The organism is Pseudoscardovia radai, from assembly GCF_002259605.1.
In the GTDB taxonomy this organism is placed as follows: domain Bacteria; phylum Actinomycetota; class Actinomycetes; order Actinomycetales; family Bifidobacteriaceae; genus Pseudoscardovia; species Pseudoscardovia radai.
Map to the genome: position 1 here is coordinate 82,770 of NZ_MWWR01000008.1, position 23,725 is coordinate 106,494.

The 23,725-nt window shown below is 64.7% G+C and carries 16 protein-coding genes; 15 read left to right on the forward strand and 1 reads right to left on the reverse strand.

Annotation, left to right across the window (positions count from 1 at the left end; all coding sequences use genetic code 11):
- The first annotated feature begins 43 nt into the window (after positions 1-43).
- Positions 44-2,680: an excinuclease ABC subunit UvrA gene (locus PSRA_RS05715; protein WP_245834918.1), complete on the forward strand. Its 2,637-nt coding sequence runs from the start codon at positions 44-46 to the stop codon at positions 2,678-2,680.
- 71 nt (positions 2,681-2,751) lie between these two features.
- Here the strand turns inward: PSRA_RS05715 and PSRA_RS05720 are convergent, their stop codons facing one another.
- Complete coding sequence (locus tag PSRA_RS05720; protein WP_245834919.1) at positions 2,752-3,816, reverse strand: YdcF family protein; 1,065 nt, start codon at positions 3,814-3,816, stop codon at positions 2,752-2,754.
- A 483-nt stretch (positions 3,817-4,299) separates the two neighbouring features.
- On the opposite strand from PSRA_RS05720, the gene PSRA_RS05725 reads away from it, so the two are divergent.
- From PSRA_RS05725 to PSRA_RS05790, 14 genes are all read left to right on the forward strand, one after another.
- On the forward strand, positions 4,300-5,175 hold the full coding sequence (locus PSRA_RS05725; protein WP_094660944.1) for an aldo/keto reductase: 876 nt from the start codon (positions 4,300-4,302) through the stop codon (positions 5,173-5,175).
- Positions 5,172-5,768: a MerR family transcriptional regulator gene (locus PSRA_RS05730; protein ID WP_211280488.1), complete on the forward strand. Its 597-nt coding sequence runs from the start codon at positions 5,172-5,174 to the stop codon at positions 5,766-5,768. Before PSRA_RS05725 ends, PSRA_RS05730 begins: the two co-directional genes overlap by 4 nt.
- A gap of 127 nt (positions 5,769-5,895) precedes the next feature.
- Entirely contained in the window at positions 5,896-6,651 is a 756-nt protein-coding gene (locus tag PSRA_RS05735) for a carboxymuconolactone decarboxylase family protein (RefSeq protein ID WP_094660945.1), read from the forward strand.
- A 110-nt stretch (positions 6,652-6,761) separates the two neighbouring features.
- Positions 6,762-7,232, forward strand: coding sequence for a flavodoxin (locus PSRA_RS05740; RefSeq protein WP_245834920.1), 471 nt, complete (start codon positions 6,762-6,764; stop codon positions 7,230-7,232).
- 206 nt (positions 7,233-7,438) lie between these two features.
- Positions 7,439-8,104 carry a hypothetical protein gene (locus PSRA_RS05745; RefSeq protein ID WP_094660947.1) on the forward strand — a complete coding sequence of 222 codons (666 nt, stop codon included), beginning with the start codon at positions 7,439-7,441 and terminating at the stop codon, positions 8,102-8,104.
- A gap of 378 nt (positions 8,105-8,482) precedes the next feature.
- Positions 8,483-13,057 carry a glutamate synthase large subunit gene (gene gltB, locus PSRA_RS05750; protein WP_094660948.1) on the forward strand — a complete coding sequence of 1,525 codons (4,575 nt, stop codon included), beginning with the start codon at positions 8,483-8,485 and terminating at the stop codon, positions 13,055-13,057.
- 1 nt (position 13,058) lies between these two features.
- Positions 13,059-14,531: a glutamate synthase subunit beta gene (locus PSRA_RS05755; protein WP_094660949.1), complete on the forward strand. Its 1,473-nt coding sequence runs from the start codon at positions 13,059-13,061 to the stop codon at positions 14,529-14,531.
- A gap of 243 nt (positions 14,532-14,774) precedes the next feature.
- On the forward strand, positions 14,775-15,233 hold the full coding sequence (locus PSRA_RS05760) for a hypothetical protein (RefSeq protein ID WP_094660950.1): 459 nt from the start codon (positions 14,775-14,777) through the stop codon (positions 15,231-15,233).
- Positions 15,234-15,400: 167 nt separating this feature from the next.
- Positions 15,401-16,258 (forward strand): ABC transporter ATP-binding protein, encoded by an 858-nt coding sequence (locus tag PSRA_RS05765; RefSeq protein WP_094660951.1) that lies wholly within the window; start codon positions 15,401-15,403, stop codon positions 16,256-16,258.
- A gap of 72 nt (positions 16,259-16,330) precedes the next feature.
- A complete protein-coding gene (locus tag PSRA_RS05770) occupies positions 16,331-17,395 on the forward strand; it encodes a tRNA (adenine-N1)-methyltransferase (protein ID WP_169712482.1) in 1,065 nt (354 codons plus the stop codon).
- An 805-nt stretch (positions 17,396-18,200) separates the two neighbouring features.
- Positions 18,201-18,758, forward strand: a complete 558-nt coding sequence (locus tag PSRA_RS05775) for a SixA phosphatase family protein (RefSeq protein WP_094660952.1) — start codon at positions 18,201-18,203, stop codon at positions 18,756-18,758.
- A 228-nt stretch (positions 18,759-18,986) separates the two neighbouring features.
- On the forward strand, positions 18,987-21,299 hold the full coding sequence (gene metE / locus PSRA_RS05780; protein WP_094660953.1) for a 5-methyltetrahydropteroyltriglutamate--homocysteine S-methyltransferase: 2,313 nt from the start codon (positions 18,987-18,989) through the stop codon (positions 21,297-21,299).
- 138 nt (positions 21,300-21,437) lie between these two features.
- Positions 21,438-22,301 carry a methylenetetrahydrofolate reductase [NAD(P)H] gene (gene metF / locus PSRA_RS05785; protein WP_094660954.1) on the forward strand — a complete coding sequence of 288 codons (864 nt, stop codon included), beginning with the start codon at positions 21,438-21,440 and terminating at the stop codon, positions 22,299-22,301.
- A gap of 273 nt (positions 22,302-22,574) precedes the next feature.
- Positions 22,575-23,651, forward strand: coding sequence for a hypothetical protein (locus PSRA_RS05790; protein WP_094660955.1), 1,077 nt, complete (start codon positions 22,575-22,577; stop codon positions 23,649-23,651).
- Positions 23,652-23,725: the final 74 nt, after the last annotated feature.

Here is a 23,725-nt window from a genome sequence, read left to right on the forward strand (position 1 = left end):
GGCGGCTGTGAGTGTCTTGGAGGTAGCTGTGAACGAACACCCGATGTCATCGTCAAATATCCACCTGTCAAACCCCACGCAATCCGCACGCCCCGCACCCACCAGCGCAACCTCCGCAACCGCGACATCCGCCCGCAGGCCCGCCGCCATCGAGGTGCGCGGGGCGCGCGTCCACAACCTGCGAAACATCGACGTGGACGTGCCGCTCGGCAAGATCGTGGGAATCGCCGGCGTTTCCGGATCGGGCAAGTCGTCGCTCGCGCTCGGCGTGCTGTATGCGGAAGGCTCGCGCCGCTACCTTGAATCCCTCTCCACCTACACGCGCCGGCGCATGACGCAGGCCGAACGGGCGGACGTCGACGACGTGCGTTACGTGCCCGCCGCGCTCGCATTGCACCAGCGCCCCGGCGTGCCCGGCATCCGCAGCACCTTCGGCACGATGAGCGAACTGCTTAACAGCCTGCGCCTCATGTTCTCGCGCCTGGCAAGCCACCGCTGCCCCAACGGGCATTACGTCGAGCCCACCCTCGCCGTCGCCGCCATGCAGCCGATCGTCTGCCCCGAATGCGGCGCGCAGGTCGAAGCGCCCGGCGCCGAGGACCTCGCCTTCAACAGCCGCGGCGCCTGCCCGACCTGCCAAGGCACCGGCATCGCGCACATCGTCGACGAATCCACCCTCGTGCCCGACCAGTCGAAGACCATCGACGAAGGCGCCGTCGTCGTATGGGGCAGCCTCATCTGGTCGCTCATGACGGATGTGTGCCGCGAGATGGGCGTGCGCACCGACGTGCCGTTCCGCGACCTGACCGACCGTGAGAAAGAGATCGTCTACCACGGCCCCATGGTCAAGAAGCACATCCATTACGTGAGCAAAAACGCCCAGCAGGACGGTGAGCTCGACTTCACCTACTACAGCGCCGTCAACACTGTCAAGAACGCGCTCTCCAAGGTCAAGGACGAGCGTGGCATGAAACGCGTCGCCAAATACCTGAAGGACGGCACGTGCCCCGATTGCCATGGCATGCGTCTGAGCGAGGCGGCGCGGGCGCCGAGGCTGCGGGGCATCGGGCTGGCGGATGCCACCGCGATGACGCTGGGCGATGCCATCGAGTGGGTCAAGGGCGTGCCGGATTCGCTGCCTGCCAAGATGCGCCCGATGGCAAAGAACATCTGCGATTCGTTCCTTGATACGGCGCGCCGCCTGATGGACCTCGGCCTGGGCTACCTGTCGCTCGACCGCGCCGGCTCCACGTTGTCGACCGGCGAGCGTCAGCGCGTGCAGCTCGCCCGCGCCGTGCGCAACCGCACGACCGGGGTGCTCTATGTGCTTGACGAGCCGTCCATCGGTTTGCATCCGTACAACCTGCAAGGGTTGGTGGGTGTGATGGACGATTTGGTTGCCGACGGCAATTCCGTGGTGCTGGTGGACCATGACACGCAGGTGCTGGGCCATGCCGATTGGATCGTCGAGATGGGGCCAGGCGCCGGAGCGGACGGCGGCAGTGTGATCGCGCAGGGCACTGTGCCTGACCTGGCGGGCGATGCCCGGTCGGTGATCGGCCCGTTCCTCGCGCGGCAGGTCGAGTCCGGGGACGGGGAACCTGCCGCGGAGCGTGTGCGCCCGGTGGTGCCGAAGGGAGAGGCGTTCGACATGGGCACGATAGCCATGCACACCCGTGCCATCCACACCGTGCATCCGCTGGACGTGCGCGTCCCCAAGGGCAGGCTCACCGTTGTGACCGGCGTGTCCGGGTCCGGCAAGACGACGATGGTGCTCGAAAGCCTGGTGCCGGCGCTTCAGGCGGCCGCGGATTCGGCCGGTTCAACTGATTCTGTGGATTCGGCTGATGTTGCGTTGCCTGCGCATGTGCAGAGCCTTTCGGCGCCGGGAATCAGGCATGCCAAGCTCATCGACGCCACGCCGATCGGTATCAACGTGCGTTCCACTGTCGCCACCTACGCGGGCATCCACGACGAGCTGCGCAAGGCGTTCGCGCGCACGGACGACGCAAAACGGCTGGGATTCAAGGCAGGGGATTTCTCATACAACACCGGAAGGCTGCGGTGCCCCACATGCGACGGCACTGGCCAGATTTCGCTCGACGTGCAGTTCCTGCCCGACGTGCAGGTGGATTGCCCCGATTGCCATGGGTCGCGCTACGGCAAGCAGGCCGATGCGATACGACGCCCGTTCGGCGGCACGGTTGAATACAGTCTGCCGCAACTCATGCGCATGAGCGTGGATGAAGCGCTCGAAGCGTTCGATTCCGGCCGCGGTCTCAAGCTGCTGCGCCAGCGTCTGCAGACGCTACACGACCTGGGGCTGGGCTATCTCACGATCGGGGAGCAGACGCCCGGGCTCTCCGGCGGCGAGGCGCAGCGCCTCAAGCTCGCCAGCGAGATGGGGCGCGCCCAGGACGATTCGCTGTTCGTGTTCGACGAGCCGACGATCGGCCTGCACCCCAAGGACGTGCTTACGCTGCTGGACGTGTTCCAAACGCTCATCGACCACGGCGCCACCGTCATCGTCATCGAACACGACCTCGACGTGATGCGCAACGCCGACTGGATCATCGACATGGGGCCGCTCGGAGGTGTGCAAGGCGGCCGCATCGTCGCCCAAGGCACACCTGATGACATCCGCCGCAACCCCGACAGCCTCACCGGCCGGTTCCTCTGAGGCCGGGCACGGCTGGCAGCGGGTGATGCGGCGGCGTGCACAGCGAGGCAGGGAAGGCGGCGGGCAGTCAGTCAGCGCTTGATCAGATATTTGGCTTCCGCAAAGGACTCGCGCACCATGTTGTTGAGGAGCATGTCGCGTGGGGAGCCCGCCGCGATGCCGCGCACATCCGTGTAACCCTGGTCATGGGCGATTTGCAGGGAACGGAATACATGGAAGTCGTTGGTGACGATGCCAATGGAAGGCTCGGACACGGTGCTGCTGGTGCTGCTCCCTGTGTTGTTGGCGCTGTCGATGATTGCGCGGCTGTTACGCAGGTTTTCCACGGTCGTGGAGGAATTGGGCTCCTCGATGATGCGCGATGCATCGATGCCGGCGTCATGCTCAAGATAATCCGCCATTCCTCGCGCCTCCGCATACGGTTCATTGGGGCCCTGCCCGCCCGAGACGATGCACGTCGTGCCAGGGTTTGCGCGCAAGTATTCGGCTGCTTTGTCAAGTCGGTAGCGCAGCACGAGGCTGGGGGAGCCTTGGTAGACCTGCGCGCCTAGCACGATGATGTAATCAAGGTTCCGATTGCCTTCGTCGCGCATGTGAGAGACGATGGCGGCTTGCGACATGCCAAAACTGCATAGTGCGACGCATAGCACGATGCCGATGGGAATGCGCGCCGCGCTGGGCAGCACTCGCCACCAATGGAACCAGATGGCCGCAGCCCACACGCCAAGGGCGAGCGCAAGAGCCACCCAGAACAGCCAGAATGACGTGCCGGTGTGCGTGTTGTAGACCGCGCGGGCGTACCACAGGCTGGCGAACGCGGCGATGCACACGATTGCCGTCGCAGTCTGGCGCAATGGGAAGTGAATGTGGGTGGCGGTCGCGTTGGTTGCGTTGGTTGCGGCGGTTGTGGTGGTGTCGTTGGCGTCGGAGTTAGTGGTGGCAGTCGTGGCTGTGTCGTTGGTGTATTCGCTGGTCGTGGCAGTGGCATCGGTTGAGATGCCGGTTGCGGTGTTGGTGCTGGTGGTATCGGGGGTGTTGTTGGCGATGGTGTCGGAAGCAGTTTCGGCGGCGCTGCCTGTTGAATGAGGATCGTTTCGGTTGTCTTGCGGGTCCCCGGACTGTAGTTCATTCATCATTTTTGTCCTTCAGCGGTTGTTTCTGGCGGATTGCCCTCGGGCAAGTCTTGCGTGCTGCGGGTTGCGTTCTGTGCATGGCATCGACGTGCATGGCATCGACGGTGATGCAGCGCATGCCACCAGTGTATTGTGCCGGCGCGCTTCCCCTTTTCTTTCCATGTCATTTTATTCCTTTTCTCTGTCTCTTTTCACATCGCTTCCTTCGTCTCTCACGTCGTTTCTTCTCTATTTTTTCCCTTTTCCTTTTCCTTTTTTCTTTTTCTCTTTCTCCTTCTGCTTGCCCTGCCTTACTTCCTTCTCCTTTTCCTTCCTTTCCATTTCTCCTTCCTCCCGTCGGCGTGTCGCGCTTTGACTTAAAGTGTGCTTTAAGCCCTACCGTGATGTTATCGAAAGCAAATGCGGCTGGATGCCAATCCTGAGGAAAGGCACTGCATGAATCGCTGCGCTGCTTGCTACAAGACGATATGAAAAGGAGACCGCACCATGGCGGATTCGGCATTGGCCCAGACATTTACCCTCAACAACGGGGTGACGATTCCCAAGCTTGCGCTGGGCACATGGCTCATCGAAGGGCGGCAGGCGACCGATGCAGTCAAGGCGGCGCTTGCAATCGGCTACCGTCACATCGACACCGCCGAAGCATATGGCAACGAGGCGGAGGTCGGACGCGGTGTGCGCGAATCCGGTGTGGATCGTGCCGAGGTGTTCGTGACGACCAAGCTCGCCGCGGAATGCAAAGACTATGATTCAGCGGCAGCCGCCATTGAAGAATCCTTGCGCAAACTCGACCTGGGATATATCGACATGATGATCATCCACAGCCCCCAGCCTTGGAGCGCCGTCAACCAGTCGTCCGACCGGTATGAGAAAGGCAATGTCGAGGCGTACCGCGCTCTCGAGGACGCCTACAAGGCTGGCAAGATCCGTGCGATCGGCGTGTCAAACTTTACGGTGCACGACATCGACAACATCCTGGACAACTGCACAGTGACGCCTGCGGTCAACCAAGTCCTTGCACATATCACCAACACCCCGTGGGACGTCATCGACTACTGCAAGAAGCAGGGGATACTCGTCGAAGCGTATTCGCCTATCGCGCACGGTGTGGTGCTGGACAACCCCCAGATCGCATCGATGGCGCAGCGTTACGGGGTGAGCCCTGCGCAGTTGTGCATCCGCTACGACCTGCAGCTGGGGTTGTTGCCGCTTCCCAAGACGGCGAACCCCGACCATATGCGCACCAATGCGCAAGTGGATTTCGAGATATCCGACGAAGACATGGAGGCCCTTGAAGGCATGGAACACATCAAGGACTACGGAGACCAGAGTTTCTGGCCCGTATACGGAGGAAGGGCATGAGCAGCGGTAGGCCAGACGCCCATGACGATGCGATGGCGGGCGCCGCGGTGACGGACAGTGTGGGGCGGTCCCTCTCCTCATCGTCCACCGATGCGTATGGTTCCGACGATGAACCGGCGTATTCGATATCCCAGGTCGCGCAGATCATGGGCGTCGCCCCGTCCGCGCTGCGCTACTACGACCACGAAGGATTGCTGCCGCACGTGGAGCGCATCAACGGCGTGCGCGTGTTCCGCAACAAGGACTTTCCGTGGTTGCGAGTGCTGCAGTGTTTGAAAAACACGGGTATGCCCATACGGCGGATCAGGGAATACGCGCAGCTGTGCGAGGAGGGCGACGCTTCGCTCGAACAACGCTATGAGCTCATCAAAGCGCAGCGACAGGCCGTGCTCGACCAGATCGAGCAACTGAAGTTCTACCTGCGGGAGCTCGATTTCAAAGATTGGTACTATCGCACCGCCATCGCCGCAGGTACTGAATCCGCCGTCCATGTCGACGAAGCCCCCGGCATGGAACCCGACAGGATCCCAGACACCCAGGAGGCAACTGGAAGCGAAACGGCCGCCGGATGCAAGGACAAGGATGATGAGTGACAGCGGCAATGGCGACCATATCCGACCCCATGTGCCGGATCCAGCCGACACATGAGCTTCGTCCACGCACAGAGACTCACATATAGCCGGATGACAGGCATCCAGCGAAACCATCAAGGAGTACACAATGATCAAACAAACGGCAGGACACGATCAGTTGGGCGATTTCTCGCCGAAGTTCGCCCATTACAACGACGACGTGCTCTTCGGCGAAGTGTGGAACGACCCCACGCTCTCGCCTAAGACGCGCAGCATCATCACGATCAGCACCCTCATCGGCAAAGGCATCACTGATTCCTCGCTCACATACCATCTTCAGACCGCCCGCGCCAACGGCGTGACCCGTGACGAAATGGCATCGATTCTCACACACATCGCTTTCTACGCAGGCTGGCCGAACGCATGGGCGGCATTCCCGATGGCAAAGGAAGTGTATGCCTCCGATGCCACGCATGACGCGGCAGAGCAGGAGGAACACGGCGGGTTCTTCGGCATGGGCGAACCAAACGACGGCTACGCGCAATACTTCACCGGACGGTCCTACCTCAAGCAGATAAGCGCACCCGGCGATCCACTCGCCATCCACAACGTGACATTCGAACCCGGATGCCGCAACAACTGGCACATCCACCATGCCGCGCGTGGCGGCGGGCAGATCCTCATCTGCGTCGACGGCGAAGGATGGTGCCAGTTCGAAGGCCAGCCGGCGCACCACATGCTTCCCGGCGATGTGGTGGAGGTGCCAGCCGGAGTGAAGCACTGGCACGGTGCCGCGAAGGATTCGTGGTTCTCGCACCTTGCCTTCATGCTGCCAGGCGAAGGCATGAGCAACGAATGGCTTGAGCCGGTCAGCGACGCCGAATACGACGCGCTCGCGGCATGACCGGCGGCCCGTCGAGTGTCTGGAACCAGGATCGGACGGTTCAGGCAAACAATCACAGTGAGTGAGATGACTCAAACGATTCAAGAATCGAGAGCGATATGAAGGCATTGGTGGTTTATTTCACGGAAAGCGGGTGCACCCGTCGTGTGGCGCAGACCATTGCCGAGGCGACGGGAGCCACGCTGCATGAACTCAAGGCGGCGGAACCATACACGGCGGCCGACCTCGATTGGCGTGATCCGGGAAGTCGCGTCAACCGCGAGGCGAATGACCCAACCGAGCGCCAATCTGTGAAGCTCGAGGACACATCCGTGCCAGACTGGGATTCTTACAACGTGGTGTTCATAGGCGCCCCGGTATGGTGGGGCGTCGCCGCATGGCCGATCGACGATTTCCTCACATCCAACGATTTCACCGGCAAGAAGCTGGCGGCGTTCGTCACCTCGTCAAGCTCCTCGTTCGGCAATGAATCCGATGTCAAAGACATGGCAAAAGGCGCCCAATGGCTGGGCGGCAAGCGCTTCCCATCCTCTGCATCCGATTCCGCCATCCGTTCCTGGCTCGAGTCCCTGACGCTGTAGCGAGGCGATTCACGCACCCGCAATGATTCCACACCGCTAACCTCCCTCTTCGGCGACCGATACACCCTTCGTCGAAGTGGGAGGTTTGTGTTTTGGGAAACGTGTGTATTCTCTGTTACCTGTGACGCCTGTGATGTCCGCGCAGGACGGCATGGAATCGCTTACCATAGGAAGGCAGCATAAAAAGAAGGAAGAAGGGACGCAGCATGGCATCGAAGAACACGAACCGGTACGATAACCGCGACGACGATGTCGATAACGATTTCGACGATGATACCAGGCACGGCAGGTCACAGCGGCATACGGGGCGGCGAGTCGCGGCCGTGATCGTCGCCGGCGCCTTCCTCGTCGCCGCGGTGGCCTCGGGCGGAATCCCGGGGCTCGAGCAGATCGCGCAATCGTGGGTCTCCTCGTCCCCGTCGGATTCGTCCGCCTCCGTTTCGACCGATCCATCGGACGATGCGCTGGCTTCCGCAGCGGCCTCCGTGCTCGCATCCGAGAACGGACAGACATCCGAGGACCAGGCAACCCAGGACGCATCGTCCGCCACCGCTGCGGCGACTTCCGACGCTCCGGCCGATGCCGGCAGCTCCGCAACCGCCTCCGACATCTCCTTCTGCACGGTCGGTGGCCTCGACCAGCATTACGACAAGCATGGCCGCGAGATGGGCTACGCCTCGCCCGAGGACTACGAGCAGGCCGCCGCGCAAGTGGTCGAGGCGCCCGACACGATGCACAAGCCCGAGTCGGAGGACGACGACACCGTGTACTACCAGCAGTCGGGCAATAACTTCGTGGTCGTGTCGGATCGCGGCTGCATCCGCACGTATTTCCGCCCCGACGACGGCGTCGCCTACTACAACCGCCAGTAGTCGTCGCGCACCGACCGCGAGCAGACGCCACCGACACCCCTTCGAGAAGCGCAAGGCCACATTGTGGAACGCCGAACGTTACGATTCTCGTGAAATTCACAGCGAAATCGTATAAAAATCAACCATCATGTGGTCTTTCGTTACGTTTGTGTAACGTCCATGTTTCGGCCGCATGGGGTAGGTTACGGGCGTTTTACGGCCGTTTTAGGGCTTGTTTCCAAGGCTGCGCAATTCGAAGGAACCCTCCCGGAACCGCATAAAACAGCGGCCGGCACTGTAGCGTGCGGGTAATACTATAAAAAAGACTTGGGCCGGGGTAACCCCGATCGCCGGCGAGACAGCGAGGCCCAGAGCACTATCCGTTCAAAACCCGAGGTGATGACTGTGACGAATGCACCGCTAGATTTGAGTGTCCACGCCCCGCAGGGCATGTACGACCCGTCGGCCGAACATGATGCCTGCGGTGTGGCAATGGTGACCACTCTGAACAAGAAGCCCATGCGGGCTATCGTCGACGACGCCATCGAGGCGCTCGAGCACCTGGACCACCGCGGCGCCGTGGGCGCCGAGGAGAACACGGGCGATGGCGCCGGCATCCTCATGGCCATGCCGGACGCCTTCCTGCGCAAGGTGACCGGCGTTGAACTGCCCGCCCTGGGCGCCTACGCCACCGGCATCGCCTTCCTCTCGCGCGACGCGGGCGAACGCGCCTCTCAGCAGCGCGACATCACGCGCATCGCCTCCGAGGAGGGTCTCGAGACCCTCGCATGGCGCGCCGTGCCGGTCAACCCCGACGGCCTGGGCCTGGGCGCCCTGAGCTCCATGCCGAGCTTCGACATGCCGGTGTTCGCCGACCCCGAGGGCAAGCTCACCGACCTGGCGCTCGAGCGCCGCGCCTACCGCGTGCGCAAGCGCTCCGAGCATGAGATCGGCATCTACTTCGCCACCCTCTCGTGCCGCACCATCACATATAAGGGCATGCTCACCACCAAGCAGCTGCAGCCCTTCTTCCTCGACCTGTCGGATCCGGACATGGCCACCACCATCGCCATCGTTCACTCCCGCTTCTCCACGAACACCTTCCCGAGCTGGCCGCTGGCCCAGCCCTTCCGCCTCCTGGCGCATAACGGCGAGATCAACACCATCCAGGGCAACCGCAACTGGGTGTCCGCCCGCGAAGGCCGCCTGAGCTCCGAACTGCTCGGCGACATGGCCCCGCTGCTGCCTATCAACACGCCCGGCTACTCGGATTCCGGCACCTTCGACGAGACGCTCGAACTCCTGCACCTGGCCGGCCGCAGCCTGCCGCACGCCGTGTCCATGATGGTGCCGCCGGCCTGGGAGAAGAACCCGGACCTCGACCCCGACGTGCGCGCCTTCTACGAGTACAACAACACGCTGATCGAGCCGTGGGACGGCCCGGCGGACATCGTGTTCACCGACGGCACGCTCGTCGGCGCCACGCTCGACCGCAACGGCCTGCGCCCCGGCCGCTGGCAGGTGACCGACGACGGCCTTGTCGTCCTCGCCTCCGAGGCTGGCGTGCTCAACGAGATCGAGCAGAAGCACATCGTGCGCAAGGGCCGCCTCGAGCCGGGCAAGATGTTCCTCATCGACACCGCCGCCGGCCGCATCATCCCGGACGACGAGATCAAGCACGACCTCGCCTCCCAGCACCCGTACCGCCAGTGGGTGGAGAACAACACGGTGAAGATGTCGCAGCTGCCGCAGCGCGAGCACGTGCGCCACTCCAACCTGTCGGTGCAGCGCCGCCAGCGCGCCTTCGGCTACACCGAGGAGGACCTCAAGATCCTGCTGACCCCGATGGCGAACACCGGCCGCGAGCCGCTCGGCGCCATGGGCAACGATGCTCCGATCGCGGTTCTGTCGAACCACGACCGCATGCTTTTCGACTACTTCACGCAGAAGTTCGCGCAGGTCACGAACCCGCCGCTCGACTGGGAGCGCGAGGACATCGTCACCTGCCTCGAATCCGCCATCGGCCCCGAGGCCAATCTGCTCGAGGACGTGGAGCTGCACGCCAAGAAGGTCGTCATCCCGCTGCCCGTCATCGACTCCGACGAGATGGCCCAGCTCAAGCGCCTCGACCGCGCGCCGATCCTGGGCGGCTTCTACAAGCCGCTCGTCGTGCGCGGCCTGTACCACGTGGCCGGCGGCGGCGACGCACTCGCCGCGCGCCTCGAGGAGATCTTCGAGGAAGTCGACAAGGCCATCGAGGACGGCAAGAACTTCCTCATCCTCTCCGACCGCAACTCGGATCACGAGTGGGCGCCGATCCCGTCGCTGCTGCTGACCTCGGCCGTGCACCACCACCTGCTGCGCCGCCACACGCGCACCCAGGTCTCGCTTGCCGTGGAGGCCGGCGATGTGCGCGAGATCCACCACGTGGCGCTTCTCATCGCCTACGGCGCGGCCTGCGTCAACCCGTACCTGGCGCTTGAATCGGCCGAGAACCTCTCGGACCGCGGATACCTCAAGGTGGACGCGAAGACGGCCGTCAGGAACGTCATCAAGGCCATGAGCCAGGGCGTCATGAAGATCATGAGCAAGATGGGCGTCGACACGATCATGTCGTACCGCGGCGCGCAGCTGTTCGAGGCCGTGGGCCTCTCGCAGGAGCTCGTGGACACGTACTTCACCGGCACCCCGACGCGCGTCGGCGGCATCGGCATCAACGAGATCGCCGACGAGGTGGCGGCCCGCCATCAGGTGGCGTACCCCGTGCAGTGGACGGCCCGCCCTCACCGCAACCTGCGCACCGGCGGCCAGTACAAGTGGCGCCGCACGGGCGAGGAGCACCTCAACGACCCGACGAGCATCTTCCTGCTGCAGCAGTCCACCCAGCGCGGCGACTACGGCATGTTCAAGGAGTACACGAAGCATGTCAACGACACCTCGCGCCGCATCATGACGCTGCGCGGCCTCATGGACTTCAAGACCACCCGCCCGTCCGTTCCGCTCGACGAGGTGGAGCCGGCCAGCGAAATCGTCAAGCGCTTCTCGACAGGCGCCATGTCCTACGGCTCCATCAGCCAGGAGGCGCATGAGACGCTCGCCATCGCCATGAACCGCATCGGCGCCCGCTCCAACTCGGGCGAGGGCGGCGAATCCACCGAGCGCCTCGACGATCCGGAGCGTTGCAGCCGCATCAAGCAGATCGCCTCCGCGCGCTTCGGCGTCACGAGCGACTACCTCGTGCACGCCACCGACCTGCAGATCAAGCTCGGCCAGGGCGCCAAGCCCGGCGAGGGCGGCCATCTGCCCGGCGCGAAGGTCCCGCCGTGGATCGCCAAGGTGCGTCACGCCACGCCGGGCGTGGAGCTCATCTCCCCGCCGCCGCACCATGACATCTACTCCATCGAGGACCTGGCGCAGCTGATCCACGATGCGAAGAACGCGAACCCCAAGGCCCGCATCCACGTCAAGCTCGTCTCCGAGTTCGGCGTCGGCACGATCGCCGCGGGCGTGGCCAAGGCCCACGCCGACGTCATCCTCATCTCGGGTGGCGACGGTGGCACGGGCGCGGCCCCGCTCAACGCCATCAAGCACGCCGGCACCCCGTGGGAGATCGGCCTGTCCGAGACGCAGCAGACGCTGATCCTCAACGGCCTGCGCTCCCGCGTCGTCGTGCAGTGCGACGGCGAGCTCAAGACCGGCCGCGACATCGTCATCGCCGCCCTGCTGGGCGCCGAGGAATTCGGCTTCGCCACCTCCGCGCTTATCGTGGAGGGCTGCGTCATGATGCGCGCCTGCCAGCTCAACACCTGCCCGCAGGGCATCGCCACGCAGGACCCGGAGCTGCGCGCCCGCTTCCGCGGCAAGCCGGAGTACGTGATCAACTACTTCATGTACCTCGCCGAGGAAGTGCGCGAGATCCTCGCCAAGCTCGGCTTCCGCACGCTCGAGGAGGCCGTGGGCCACGTCGAGTGCCTCGACCAGACCGATGCCGTGAGCGCGTGGAAGGCCAAGGGCATCGACCTGTCCAACGTGCTTGTGCAGGCCGGCCCGGTGCCGGGCACCGAGCTGCACCACACCATCGACCAGAAGCACGGCCTCGAGAAGGCGCTCGACAACAAGCTCATCGAGATGAGCGCCGACGCTCTCGAGAACCGCGAGCCGGTCCGCATCGAGCTGCCGATTCGCAACGTGCAGCGCACCGTGGGCACGATGCTCGGCTACGAGATCACGCGCCGCTACCGCGAGGCGGGCCTGCCGACCGACACGATCGACATCACCTTCCACGGCTCCGCCGGCCAGTCCTTCGGCGCGTTCATCCCGCACGGCGAGACGCTGCGCATCTACGGCGAGGTCAACGATTACGCCGGCAAGGGCCTGTCGGGCGGACGCATCATCGTGCGCCCCGACGAGGAGGCCGTCATCGACGCGCATGAGAACGTCATCGCCGGCAACGTCACGGGCTTCGGCGCCACCAGCGGCGAGATGTTCATCCGCGGCCTGGCGGGCGAGCGCTTCGCCGTGCGCAACGGCGGCGCCTCGTTCGTCGTCGAGGGCGTGGGCGACCACGGCTGCGAGTACATGACCGGCGGCACCGTGGTGGTGCTCGGCAGGACCGGACGCAACTTCGGCGCCGGCTTCTCCGGTGGCAACGCGTATGTGCTCGACCTCGACAAGTCGAAGGTCAACCCTGCGTCCGTCGCCAACGGCGCGCTCCAGTTCAAGCCGCTCGACGACGAGACCGAGCCCGTCGTGCACGAGCTCGTCAAGAAGCACGCCGAGGAGACCGGCAGCCAGATCGCCTCCGACCTCCTGGCCGACTGGGACAACGCCCGCACCCGCTTCACCCGCATCGTGCCGCGCCAGTTCCTCGCCATGACCGAGGCGATGGACGAGGCCGAGAGCAAGGGCGTCGACTTCAACGCCCCCGGTGCGTGGGAAAAGGTTTACGAACACGTTATGGAAGGAGCACGCTGACATGGCTGATCCCCGTGGATTCCTCAAGGTGCGCACGCGCCAGGAGCTCAAGGAGCGCCCGGTCGAGGAGCGTATCAACGATTGGCTCGACGTCCACGCCGAGCATGGCCTGACGCCGTTCACCCAGACGCAGGCCTCGCGCTGCATGGACTGCGGCACGCCGTTCTGCATGACCGGCTGCCCGCTGGGCAACCTGATTCCCGAGTGGAACGACCTCGTGCGCCAGGGCAAGTGGGAGGACGCGTACAACCGCCTCTCCCAGACCAATAACTTCCCCGAGGTGACCGGACGCATCTGCCCGGCGCTGTGCGAATCGGCCTGCGTGCTGGGCATCCACCAGCCGCCGACCATGATCCACAACGACGAGCAGGCCATCATCGACCAGGCGTGGGAGCTGGGCTACGTCAAGCCGCTGCCCCCGGAGCGCCTGACCGACTTCACCGTCGCCGTCGTCGGCTCCGGCCCCGCGGGCCTCGCCTGCGCCCAGCAGCTGACGCGCGCCGGCCACACCGTCGTCGTGTATGAGCGCGACGAGGAGCTGGGTGGCCTCATGCGCTTCGGCATCCCGAACTTCAAGCTCGAGAAGTCGCTGATCGACCGCCGCATCAAGCAGATGGAGGCCGAGGGCACCCGCTTCGTCACGAATACGACCATCGGCGAGGACATCACCTGGGACGACCTGTACAGCCGCTACGATGCCGTGGTCGTCGCCATCGGCTCGCGCGTGCCGCGCGACATGAAGCTGCCGGGCCGCGAGCTCGACGGCATCCACTTCGCCATGGACTTCCTGCCCGATGCCACGCGCCGCGTGCGTGGCCTGACGCCGGTCAACGACATCACGGCGAAGGACAAGCACGTCGTCATCATCGGTGGCGGCGACACCGGTTCCGACTGCCTCGGCACGTCCATCCGCCAGGGCGCCAAGGACGTCACCGTGCTCCAGATCATGCCGAAGGAGCCGACCGACCGTCCGGGCAACCAGCCGTGGCCGACCTTCGCGCGCCTGTACAAGGAGACCTCCAGCATGGAGGAGGGCGGCACCTATATCTACAACGTCGACTCCCTCGAGTTCGTCTCAGACGGCAACGGCCACGTCAAGGGCCTGAGGATCTGCGACGTGGCGCCGGGTGAGAACGGTCCGTTCACGCACCAGCCGGGCACCGAGCGCGAGATCCCCGCCGACCTCGTGCTTATCTCCGTCGGCTTCCTGCATCCCGACACCGCCACGCTCGACGAGCAGCTGCCGCTGGACAAGGACAACCGCGGCAACATCGCGCGCCTCCAGGGCTTCCAGACGTCCAACCCGCGCGTGTTCGCCTGCGGCGACGCCGGCCGCGGCCAGTCCCTCGTCGTGTGGGCCATCGCCGAGGGCCGCAGCTGCGCCCACGCCGTGGACGAGTACCTCAACGGTACGTCGGAGCTCGCCAGCCCGATTGAATCGTCGACGCGCCCGATGAGCCTGCCGCGCCGCTGACGCGCAGTCCGTCGACGCATTCCGCGCATTCCGCAGGGCCGGGGTCCTAAACCCCGGCCCTGCGCCGTTTCAAGGCGGTTTCGAGGTGGCTTCAAGGCGGCTTCGCGGGGGATCGCGAAGTAATTGTGGGGGCATCGTGGAGGTTTCTGCGGCGCTTTCGCGTGGCGGGCGCGGCCGTGGAACCGACGCGCCGGGCCGAAAGGCTGTATCATGTCTACAGACTCGAGACACAAAGGAGAAGTCATGCCTAACAGAGCAGAACGACGCGCCCAGGCAAAGAGGTCGAGGCGCGGACAGGGCACGGCGACGCAGCCGCGCAGCCGTAGCCGTGCAGGGGTTATCGACGAGGCCGCCCTGCAGGACCGCGCGCTCCACCTCCAGGAATCCGGAACGGACGAGTGGAAGCCGAGCGCCAGCACGTCGTCGCCCGAGCACGACGTGACCCCCGATGACTACGCCTCCCGCAACCCGTCCAAGGCGCCGGCGCCGAAGACCGCGCGCGGCTGGGGTCGTTTCTTCAGCTGGCTGTTCATCGTGCTGTCGGCCATCGCGTTCATCGTGGTCATGTTCCTGCCGAACAAGCCGATGTGGGCCATCGTCACCGTCAGCGCCATTTTCATCATCGGCGTGCTGTCGCTGTTCCTTTTCAGCGGTTCGCCCTCCGACAACCCTAACGTCGATTCGAACGGCACGGCCGTCTGATCCGACGATGTACGATTCGACGGGCGGCCGGGAGGGGGATTCCTCGGCCGCCCGTTCGCGTGGGTGCGGTGGAACAATCGTAGACCGACCGCACATGCCGCCGGACCGCATGATACCGACAGACCGCACAAAAACCGACCACAGACCGTGACGGCGAAAGGACACAGATGGACATTGACCATGGCAAGCCGGCCGTGAAGCTCACGGACGTGGAGTTCCGACGCAAGAAGCGCGTCATCCTCACGCATGTCAACCTCACCATCCAGCCGGGGGAGAAGTGGGTGCTGTTCGGCCCCAACGGCATCGGCAAATCCACGCTCATCTCCATGATGGCCACGCGCGGCTTCCCGTCCGAGGGAACCGTGGACGTGCTGGGCAATCGCCTGGGGCGCGTCGACGTATTCTCCTACCGCAACCGCATCGGCGTGACCTCGGCCGAGCTCGCCGACTCGTTCCCCTACGACGAGGACCCGCTCGACGCGGTGGTGACGGCGCTCAACGCCGTCACCGGACGCTGGCGCGACACCTATACCGAAGAGGAGTACGCCAAGGCCCGGGGCCTCATGGAACGCTTCGGCATCGGGTATCTGGCGGGCAAGCAGATGTGGCGCCTATCGATGGGCGAGAGCACGCGCGTCATGATCTGCCGCGCGCTGATGGCGAACTCCGACCTCATCATCCTCGACGAGCCGACCACCGGCCTCGACCTGGGCGGCAGGGAGCTCGTCATCCGCTCTCTGCGCGAGATCGCCTTCGAGGATTCGCCGCGCGCCATGGTACTTGTCACCCACCGCCTCGAGGAGATCCCGGAGGGCTTCGACCATCTGGCGATCATGGGGCGTATGTCCGGTTCCGAGGTCCAGGCCGCAAACGTCATCGTGCGTGACGGCGACCCCGAGCCCGGCACCATCGTGTACACGGGCGACCTCGAGCACGGCTTCACCGACGAGCGCATGACGCACCTGTTCGGCATGCCGCTGCACGTCGTGCACACCGGCACGCGTTGGGCGGCGTACGCGGCGTAGCGCCGCGCGGGTTTCGCAAGGCCGGGTTTCGCAAGACGGCCGACAGGCAGTCCACAAATTCGAAAGGACACCATGATTCGTCGAGGACCGCTGTGCGCGGGCGAGAAAGTGCAGCTCACCGACCGCAAGGGCAAGATGGTCACGATCCAGCTTGTCCCCGGTCGCGTCACGCAGACCGAGCACGGGTTCATCGTGCATAATGACGTGATCGGCGTCAAGGAAGGCTCCGTCATCGTCACCCGGAGCAAGGCGCGCGAGCAGGAAGCATCGGGCGAGCAGAACGACGACCCGCAGCACATCCAGGCGACGCGCGGGAACAAGCCGTGGAAGGGCACGCGCGCGATCGGCGGCTGGGAGTACTGCGTCATGCGGCCCAGGCTGGCCGACTACGTGCTGTCCATGCCGCGCGGCGCGCAGATCATGTACCCCAAGGACATCGCCGAGGTGATCCAGCTGGGTGACATTCGTCCCGGCATGCGCGTGCTCGAATCGGGCGGCGGCAGCGGTGCCATGGGCATCAACCTGCTCGAGGCCGTCGGGGCGTCCGGACACCTGACCACGATCGAACTGCGCCCTGAATTCGCGCATATCTGCGAGGCGAACGCCACGGTGTTCTACGGGGAGCGTCCCTTGTGGTGGGATTTGCTCGTGGGGGATTTCGATTCCGTCGCCGCCGGACTGCCGGACGCATCGTTCGACCGCATCGTGCTCGACATGCTCGACCCATGGAACCGCCTGGAGCAGGCGCATCGCGTCATCGCGCCCGGCGGCGTTCTCACCGCCTACGTCACCACCACTACGCAACTTAGCCGCCTCGCCGAGGCCGTGCGCGCATCGGGGCAGTGGACGGAACCCGACGTGCAGGAGACGCTCGAGCGCACGTGGAAGGTGGAGGGCCTGGCCGTGCGCCCCAACCACCAGATGATCGGTCATACCGGCTTCCTTCTCGTCACGCGCGCCATGGCCAATGGTTTCGCCGCGCTGCATAAGCGCGAGCGCGCCACGAAGGACGTATACACCGACGTCGATGACATGGGTGGCCTCGAGTTGCGCGACATCTCCGACCGCAAGGTGCGCAAGGTGATCCGCGACCTCGACGAGCAGGTCTCCTTCACCCGCCGATCCTCCGAGGTCTGAGTGCTTCGGCGCTGCTCTGGCTTCCAGCGCCTCCCCCCCCATATAACAATGTGATGGGTTTCGGACCGATTCGGGGGATTTGGGCCCGGGAATCGTGGATTTTTGTCCGCAAGCCATCACATTGTTATCGGATTGGTCGGGGATTGCGTTGGGCGGGTGTCGTGGAACCCGCCGAAGACGATTTCGGGTGGTTTGCAGGGTGTTGGGTGGCCGAAATGGTGTTCGGCGGGTGTGACGACACCCGTTTAAGACGATTTCGGCTTGGTTCCCGATGATCTTCCCTTTGGAATGGTGTTCGGCGGGTGTGCGGGCACCCGCCGAAGACGATTTTGGCCGGGTTTTCGACGATTTCCCCTTGGAATGCCGTTGGGCGGGTGTCGTGGCACCCGCCGAAGGCGGTTTTCGCGGCTCGGGGGTGTGCGGGGCGGTCTTTCCCGAACAATGTGATGGGTTTCGGACCGATTCGGGCGATTCGGGCCCGGGAATCGTGGATTTTTGTCCGCAAGCCATTACATTGTTCAGGGAGAGGACCTGTTCAGAGAGGGGGATGAAGAGGAAGGAGAAGGGGCGAAGAACACGATGGAGTCTGACTCCATCGCGGCGGCGAATGCATGTGAGGTGCCGAACGTGACCCGTCGAACGGTGTAGCATAGAGCAAGGCGCGGCGTCGGTTCGCGCCATCACCTTATGCAACACCGCGTTCCATCACGACGTTCCCGTGCCGGCCTGCATGTCGCGCCGGGCGGTCCGCGCGCGAACGCGCCCGGTGCAGGCGGGGGCTGCCTGCGGGAGGTCTGTTTCGGTCATGGTCAATCTCAAGAAAATCGGCAAGCAGGCGGCGGACGTGCCCCATGTGCTGGTTCTCATGCGGCATGGCAAGGCCGAGGCGATGTCCCAGGGCGGCGACGCGGAGCGTGAGCTGACCGACAAGGGCCGCAAACAGGCCAAGCGCATGGCCAAGGCGCTCGAGGAGATGGGCCTCGTTCCCGATGTCATCGCCTCGTCGGCCGCCACTCGTGCGCGCCAGACAACCGACCGCATGCTCCAGGTCTTCGGAGACAAGCCGACCGTGGCGTATCACATGGACCTGTACGAGGGCGGCATGCAGGCGCTTCTCGACGAGATGGACCACACGAAGCCCACGCATCGCGTGCTGCTGATCGTCTGCCATGAGCCGACAGTGTCGGAGGCGGCCCAGTGGCTCGTCGACCCCGACCAGGGCAAGCCGCAGGTGCTGGGGGAGATGCGACTCGGTTTCTCGCCCGCATCGGTCGCGATCCTGGGGTCCGACAAGCCCTTCGCCGAATGGGGGCTGCATGAGGGGCGCCCGCTCGCATTCGTGCGCGCCGGCGACCTCGACTAGCCGTGCGTCTCGGCCGCCCGTGCTACCTCGCGCCGGCCGCCTCCACGCCGCCCGACCCGTGACAACCGGGCCGGGCGGTGTTATCGTGCATATAAACCCACACCAAGCAAAACCCCGCACCTATAGACTTCGTTTATAACGACATGCAAAAGCGGTGGATTACCGCACTTCGGCCGAAACTTGCTAGCTTTTCATTGTTCCCCGTAACCAATGAAAAGAGGTCGACACATGAGCGCAGTCACATCTGTCATCGGATTCCCGCGCATCGGCGAGAACCGCGAGCTGAAGAAGTCCATCGAAGCCTACTGGAAGGGTTCCTCCAGTCTCGATGAGATGCGCGCCACCGCCGCGTCGCTGCGTGCCAAGCACTGGAAGATCCAGAAGGACGCGGGCATCGACCTCATCCCGAGCAACGATTTCAGCTACTACGACCAGATGCTCGACACCGCCATCCTCCTCAACGTGGTTCCCAAGCGCTACCGCGACCTGGGCCTGGGCGCCGAGGACACCCTCTTCGCCGTCGCGCGCGGCTACCAGGGCGAGCAGGGCGACGTCACCGCCCAGCCCATGAAGAAGTGGTTCACCACCAACTACCACTATCTGGTTCCCGAGATCGGCGAGGACACCGAGATCCGCCTCGCCGGCACCAAGCCCTTCGACGAGTACCAGGAGGCCAAGGAGCAGGGCGTCGATACGAAGCCCGTCATCATCGGCCCCTACACCTTCCTCAAGCTCGCCCGCGGTCCGCAGGCCGCCGACCTCGAGCTGACCGACGCCATCGTGTCGGCCACCGCGCAGGCTTACGCGCAGATCGAGACGCGCTTCGCCGAGCTCGGCGCCTCCTGGCTGCAGCTCGACGAGCCCTACCTCGTGCTCGACAAGGAGGAGGGCGACCTCGATCTGTTCCGCACACTCTACGCGCCCATCCTCGCAGCGCGTCGCGCCGCCGAGAACACGCCCAAGGTGCTCGTCCAGACGTATTTCGGGCATATCGCCGATTCGCTCGACACGCTGTTCGACCTGCATGTGGACGGCGTAGGCCTCGACCTCATCGAAGGCCGCGACGAGAACCTCAACGCGCTGGGCACCTTCACCGTGCCCGATGACGTCACGATTTTCGCAGGCGTCGTCAACGGCCGCAACATCTGGCGCAATGACTACGCGCAGAGCCTCGGCACGCTCGACGCCGTGCGCCAGGTGACGAAGAACGTGGTCGTCTCCACCGCCGACTCGCTGCTGCACGTGCCGTTCACCACGGCCAACGAGCCGACGCTCGGCGACGACGTGCTGCGCCACTTCTCCTTCGCCGTCGAGAAGCTCGGCGAGCTCACCGACATCGCCGCCCTCGCCGACGCCTCCGACGAGGAGCGCCAGGGCAGCGACGTGCTGCGCGCCAACCAGGCTCTGTTCGACGGCACGCGCGTGCAGCCCGACGAGGCCGTGGCCAACCGCGTGGCCGCCCTGACCGCCGACGATTACACCCGCCAGCCGGCCCGCGCCGAGCGCCAGAAGACGCAGCGCGCCGAGCTTGGCCTGCCGCTGCTGCCGACCACCACGATCGGCTCCTTCCCGCAGACGCGCGAGGTTCGCCAGTACCGCGCCCGCTTCCGCAAGGGCGAGATCGACCAGAAGACCTACGACGATTTCATCGCCTCCAAGATCGACGAATGCATCAGGCACCAGGAGCAGGTGGGCCTCGACGTGCTCGTGCACGGCGAGTTCGAGCGCAACGACATGGTCGAGTACTTCGGCCAGAACCTCAACGGCTTCCTGTTCACGCGCAACGCCTGGGTGCAGTCCTACGGCACGCGCTGCGTCAAGCCCCCGATCGTGTGGGGCGACGTCTCCCGCGCCCGTCCGATCACCGTGCGCTGGAGCTCCTATGCGCAGTCCCGCACGAAGCATGTGGTCAAGGGCATGCTCACCGGCCCGGTGACGATCCTCAACTGGTCCTGGCCGCGCGAGGACGTCTCCCACGAGCTGCAGACCACGCAGCTGGCGCTCGCCATCCGCGACGAGGTGCTCGACCTCGAGGCCGCCGGCATCCGCGTGATCCAGATCGACGAGGCCGCGCTGCGCGAGAAGCTGCCGGTGCGCCGCTCCGACTGGTACGGCAAGTACCTCGACTGGGCCATCCCGGCGTTCCGCCTCGTGCACTCCGGCGTCAAGCCCGACACGCAGATCCACACGCATATGTGCTACTCGGAGTTCAACGACATCATCCGCTCCATCGATGATATGGACGCCGACGTCATCTCCTTCGAGGCGTCCCGCTCCGACCTCACGGTTCTCGACGCCATCCACGAGGCGCATTTCGAAACCGAGGCCGGCCCCGGCGTGTACGACATTCACTCGCCGCGCATTCCGTCCGTCGACGAGATCGTCGGCAAGATCCACGCGATCCTGAAGAAGATGGACGTGCAGAAGGTGTGGGTCAACCCCGACTGCGGCCTGAAGACCCGCGGCGACGAGGAGACGTGGCCGAGCCTCGAGAACCTCGTGGAGGCCACGAAGAAGGTTCGCGAGGAGCTCGGCGCGTAGCGTCGGGTTTCGCACGATGGCGCCGTGCGCGCAGCGCGTCGGCGCGATCATGCCGGCGCGGATAGGGCAGGCCGCGGTTTTGGCCGCGGCCTGCTGTATGCGGCGGCGCCATCGTGTAGTTCCAGCATCGGAGGTTTTATGAGCACCGACCATTCCCCGATTTTCTCGCTTGAGGTCTTCCCGCCCAAGCGCAACGCCGCGGTGGGCACCATCTACGACACCCTCGACGGCCTGCAGGGCGTCGACCCCGACTTCATCTCCGTCACCTACGGCACGGGCAAGCAGTCGGACCGCACCGCCACCGCGCGTATCTCGAACACCATCCGGCAGGAATATGATATTCCCGTCGTGGCGCATCTGACCGCGCAGTACCTCGACAAGGACGGCGCCGACGAGGCGCTCGACCTGTTCGAGCAGGCCAAGGTGCGCGGCGTGCTCGCCCTGCGCGGCGACAGCGTGGAGGGCCGCGAGCCGGCCGGCGTGTTCGAGCACGCGTCGGACCTCGCCGCGTACATCCGCTCCACACACCCGGACCTCGACGTGTACGGCGCGTGCTATCCCGAAGGGCATCCCGAGGCCACGTCGCTCTCTCAGGACGTGGAGAACCTGAAGAAGAAGGTGGATGCGGGCGTCTCGCACCTGGTTTCGCAGCTGTTCTATGACAACTCCGACTTCCTTAACTTCATCTCGCTGGCGCGCGAGGCCGGCATCGACACGCCGATCGAGGCGGGCATCATGCCGGTGATGAACGTGGGGCAGGTGCGGCGCATGGGCAAGATCTGCGGCGCACGCATCCCGCACGCGCTCGACCGCATGCTCGACCGCTGGCAGGACGACAAGAAGTCGTTGCGCGCGGCCGGGATCGTGTACGCGTCGCAGCAGATCGCGGACCTCGTGGCGCAGGGTGTCGACGGCGTGCATCTGTACACGATGAACCACCCCGGCGTGACCCGCCGCATCTGGCAGAACGTCGGCGACCTCTTCGAGCCCCCGTCCCGCTGAGCCGGGTCGGGGTGGGTGTCCGGCACCCCCTTCTCGAACAGTGTGATGGGTTGCGGACATTTTCGGGTGGATTCGCCCCGTTTTCCATCGTTTTGTGTCCGTAAGCCATCACATTGTTATGGGGGTGGGTAGCCGTTGCCCCTTGTCCCGTAACTGTTCCGTACGCGCAGGGCGTAATGCCTTGTGGCGCGGCGGGCGTCTTTGTGAAACTGGTGCCCCGTGCGGGCATCGTGTTCGCGCGGGGGAATCGAACCTTCGACGAACGGGGACGCCATGGACGTTGGGAACCATCCCGCTCTCGTTCGGGCCCGCGACAGGCACAGGCTCGCATGGTCCGACGATGCAACGGAGCAACATTATCTGGCACGATGCCGCCGCGGCGGTCTGCTCGTGTCACCGATCCGGCATGCGTTCGCGCTGCCCGATGAATGGCGTGAGCTCAGCGATGCCGAGCGGACGAATCGTATCATCTTCACCGTGGCGGACATGCACCCGGAGTACGTGTTCTCATCCACGACGGCGGCGTATCTGCTGGGGCTTGACGATAGCTACGCCCTGCAGCGGCGCGTGCATGTGGCGCGCTCCCGGGGCGCGGCGGTATCCAAGCCGGACCATGGCCTCGTGCATGTGCACACCGTGCTTGATCCGGCGCGCGATCTTGCCGACCTGCGCGAGGCGCAAGGATGCCGCGTGCTGCATCCCGAGCGCGTGTTGCTCGATTGTGCGCGCGACCTGCGTTTCTCGGAGTCCCTGCCGATTTGGGATGCCGCGTTTCGCGAGGGGCTTGTGGAGCCTGGCTCCATGAAGGCCTTCATGGACCGATGCAGCGAACTCCAGCGCAGGACGCCTGGCATCCGTCTCGCGCGGCTGCTGTTGAAATACGCGAGCGGGCGCAGCGAGAACGGAGGGGAGTCGCGGGCACGTGCGGCGATGCTCGAGCTGGGGTTCGCGGCGCCCGAAGTCCAGCGCACGTTCCGCGATCCGTCCACGCGGCGCGAGATCCGGCCCGATTTCCTGTGGCGCGTGGCTTCGGGAAGAACGATTGCGGGGGAGCTCGACGGCATGCGCAAATACAAGGACGAGTCCATGCGCGGCGGTCGGGACGTCGAGGACGTGCTCATCAGGGAGAAAGACAGGGAGACGGCGCTGAACATGCTGGGGATCCTTGTGGTGCGCTTCGGCATGTCCGATGTATACGACCGCGTGGCGCTGCAGAACAAGCTGGCCGCGATTGGCGTTCCGCATGTGGACGATGACACGATGACGGAGCGCATGTTCCTGCGCGAATGGCGCGGCCAGCGCTATCCCGCCTCCGATATCCTCGCCCGCCGCGGTCTCGGGACGGAGTGAGGTTTCGGGAACAATGTCGGGAACAATGTGATGGCTTGCGGACATTTTCGAAGGGTTTAGGCCCGAAAATCGTG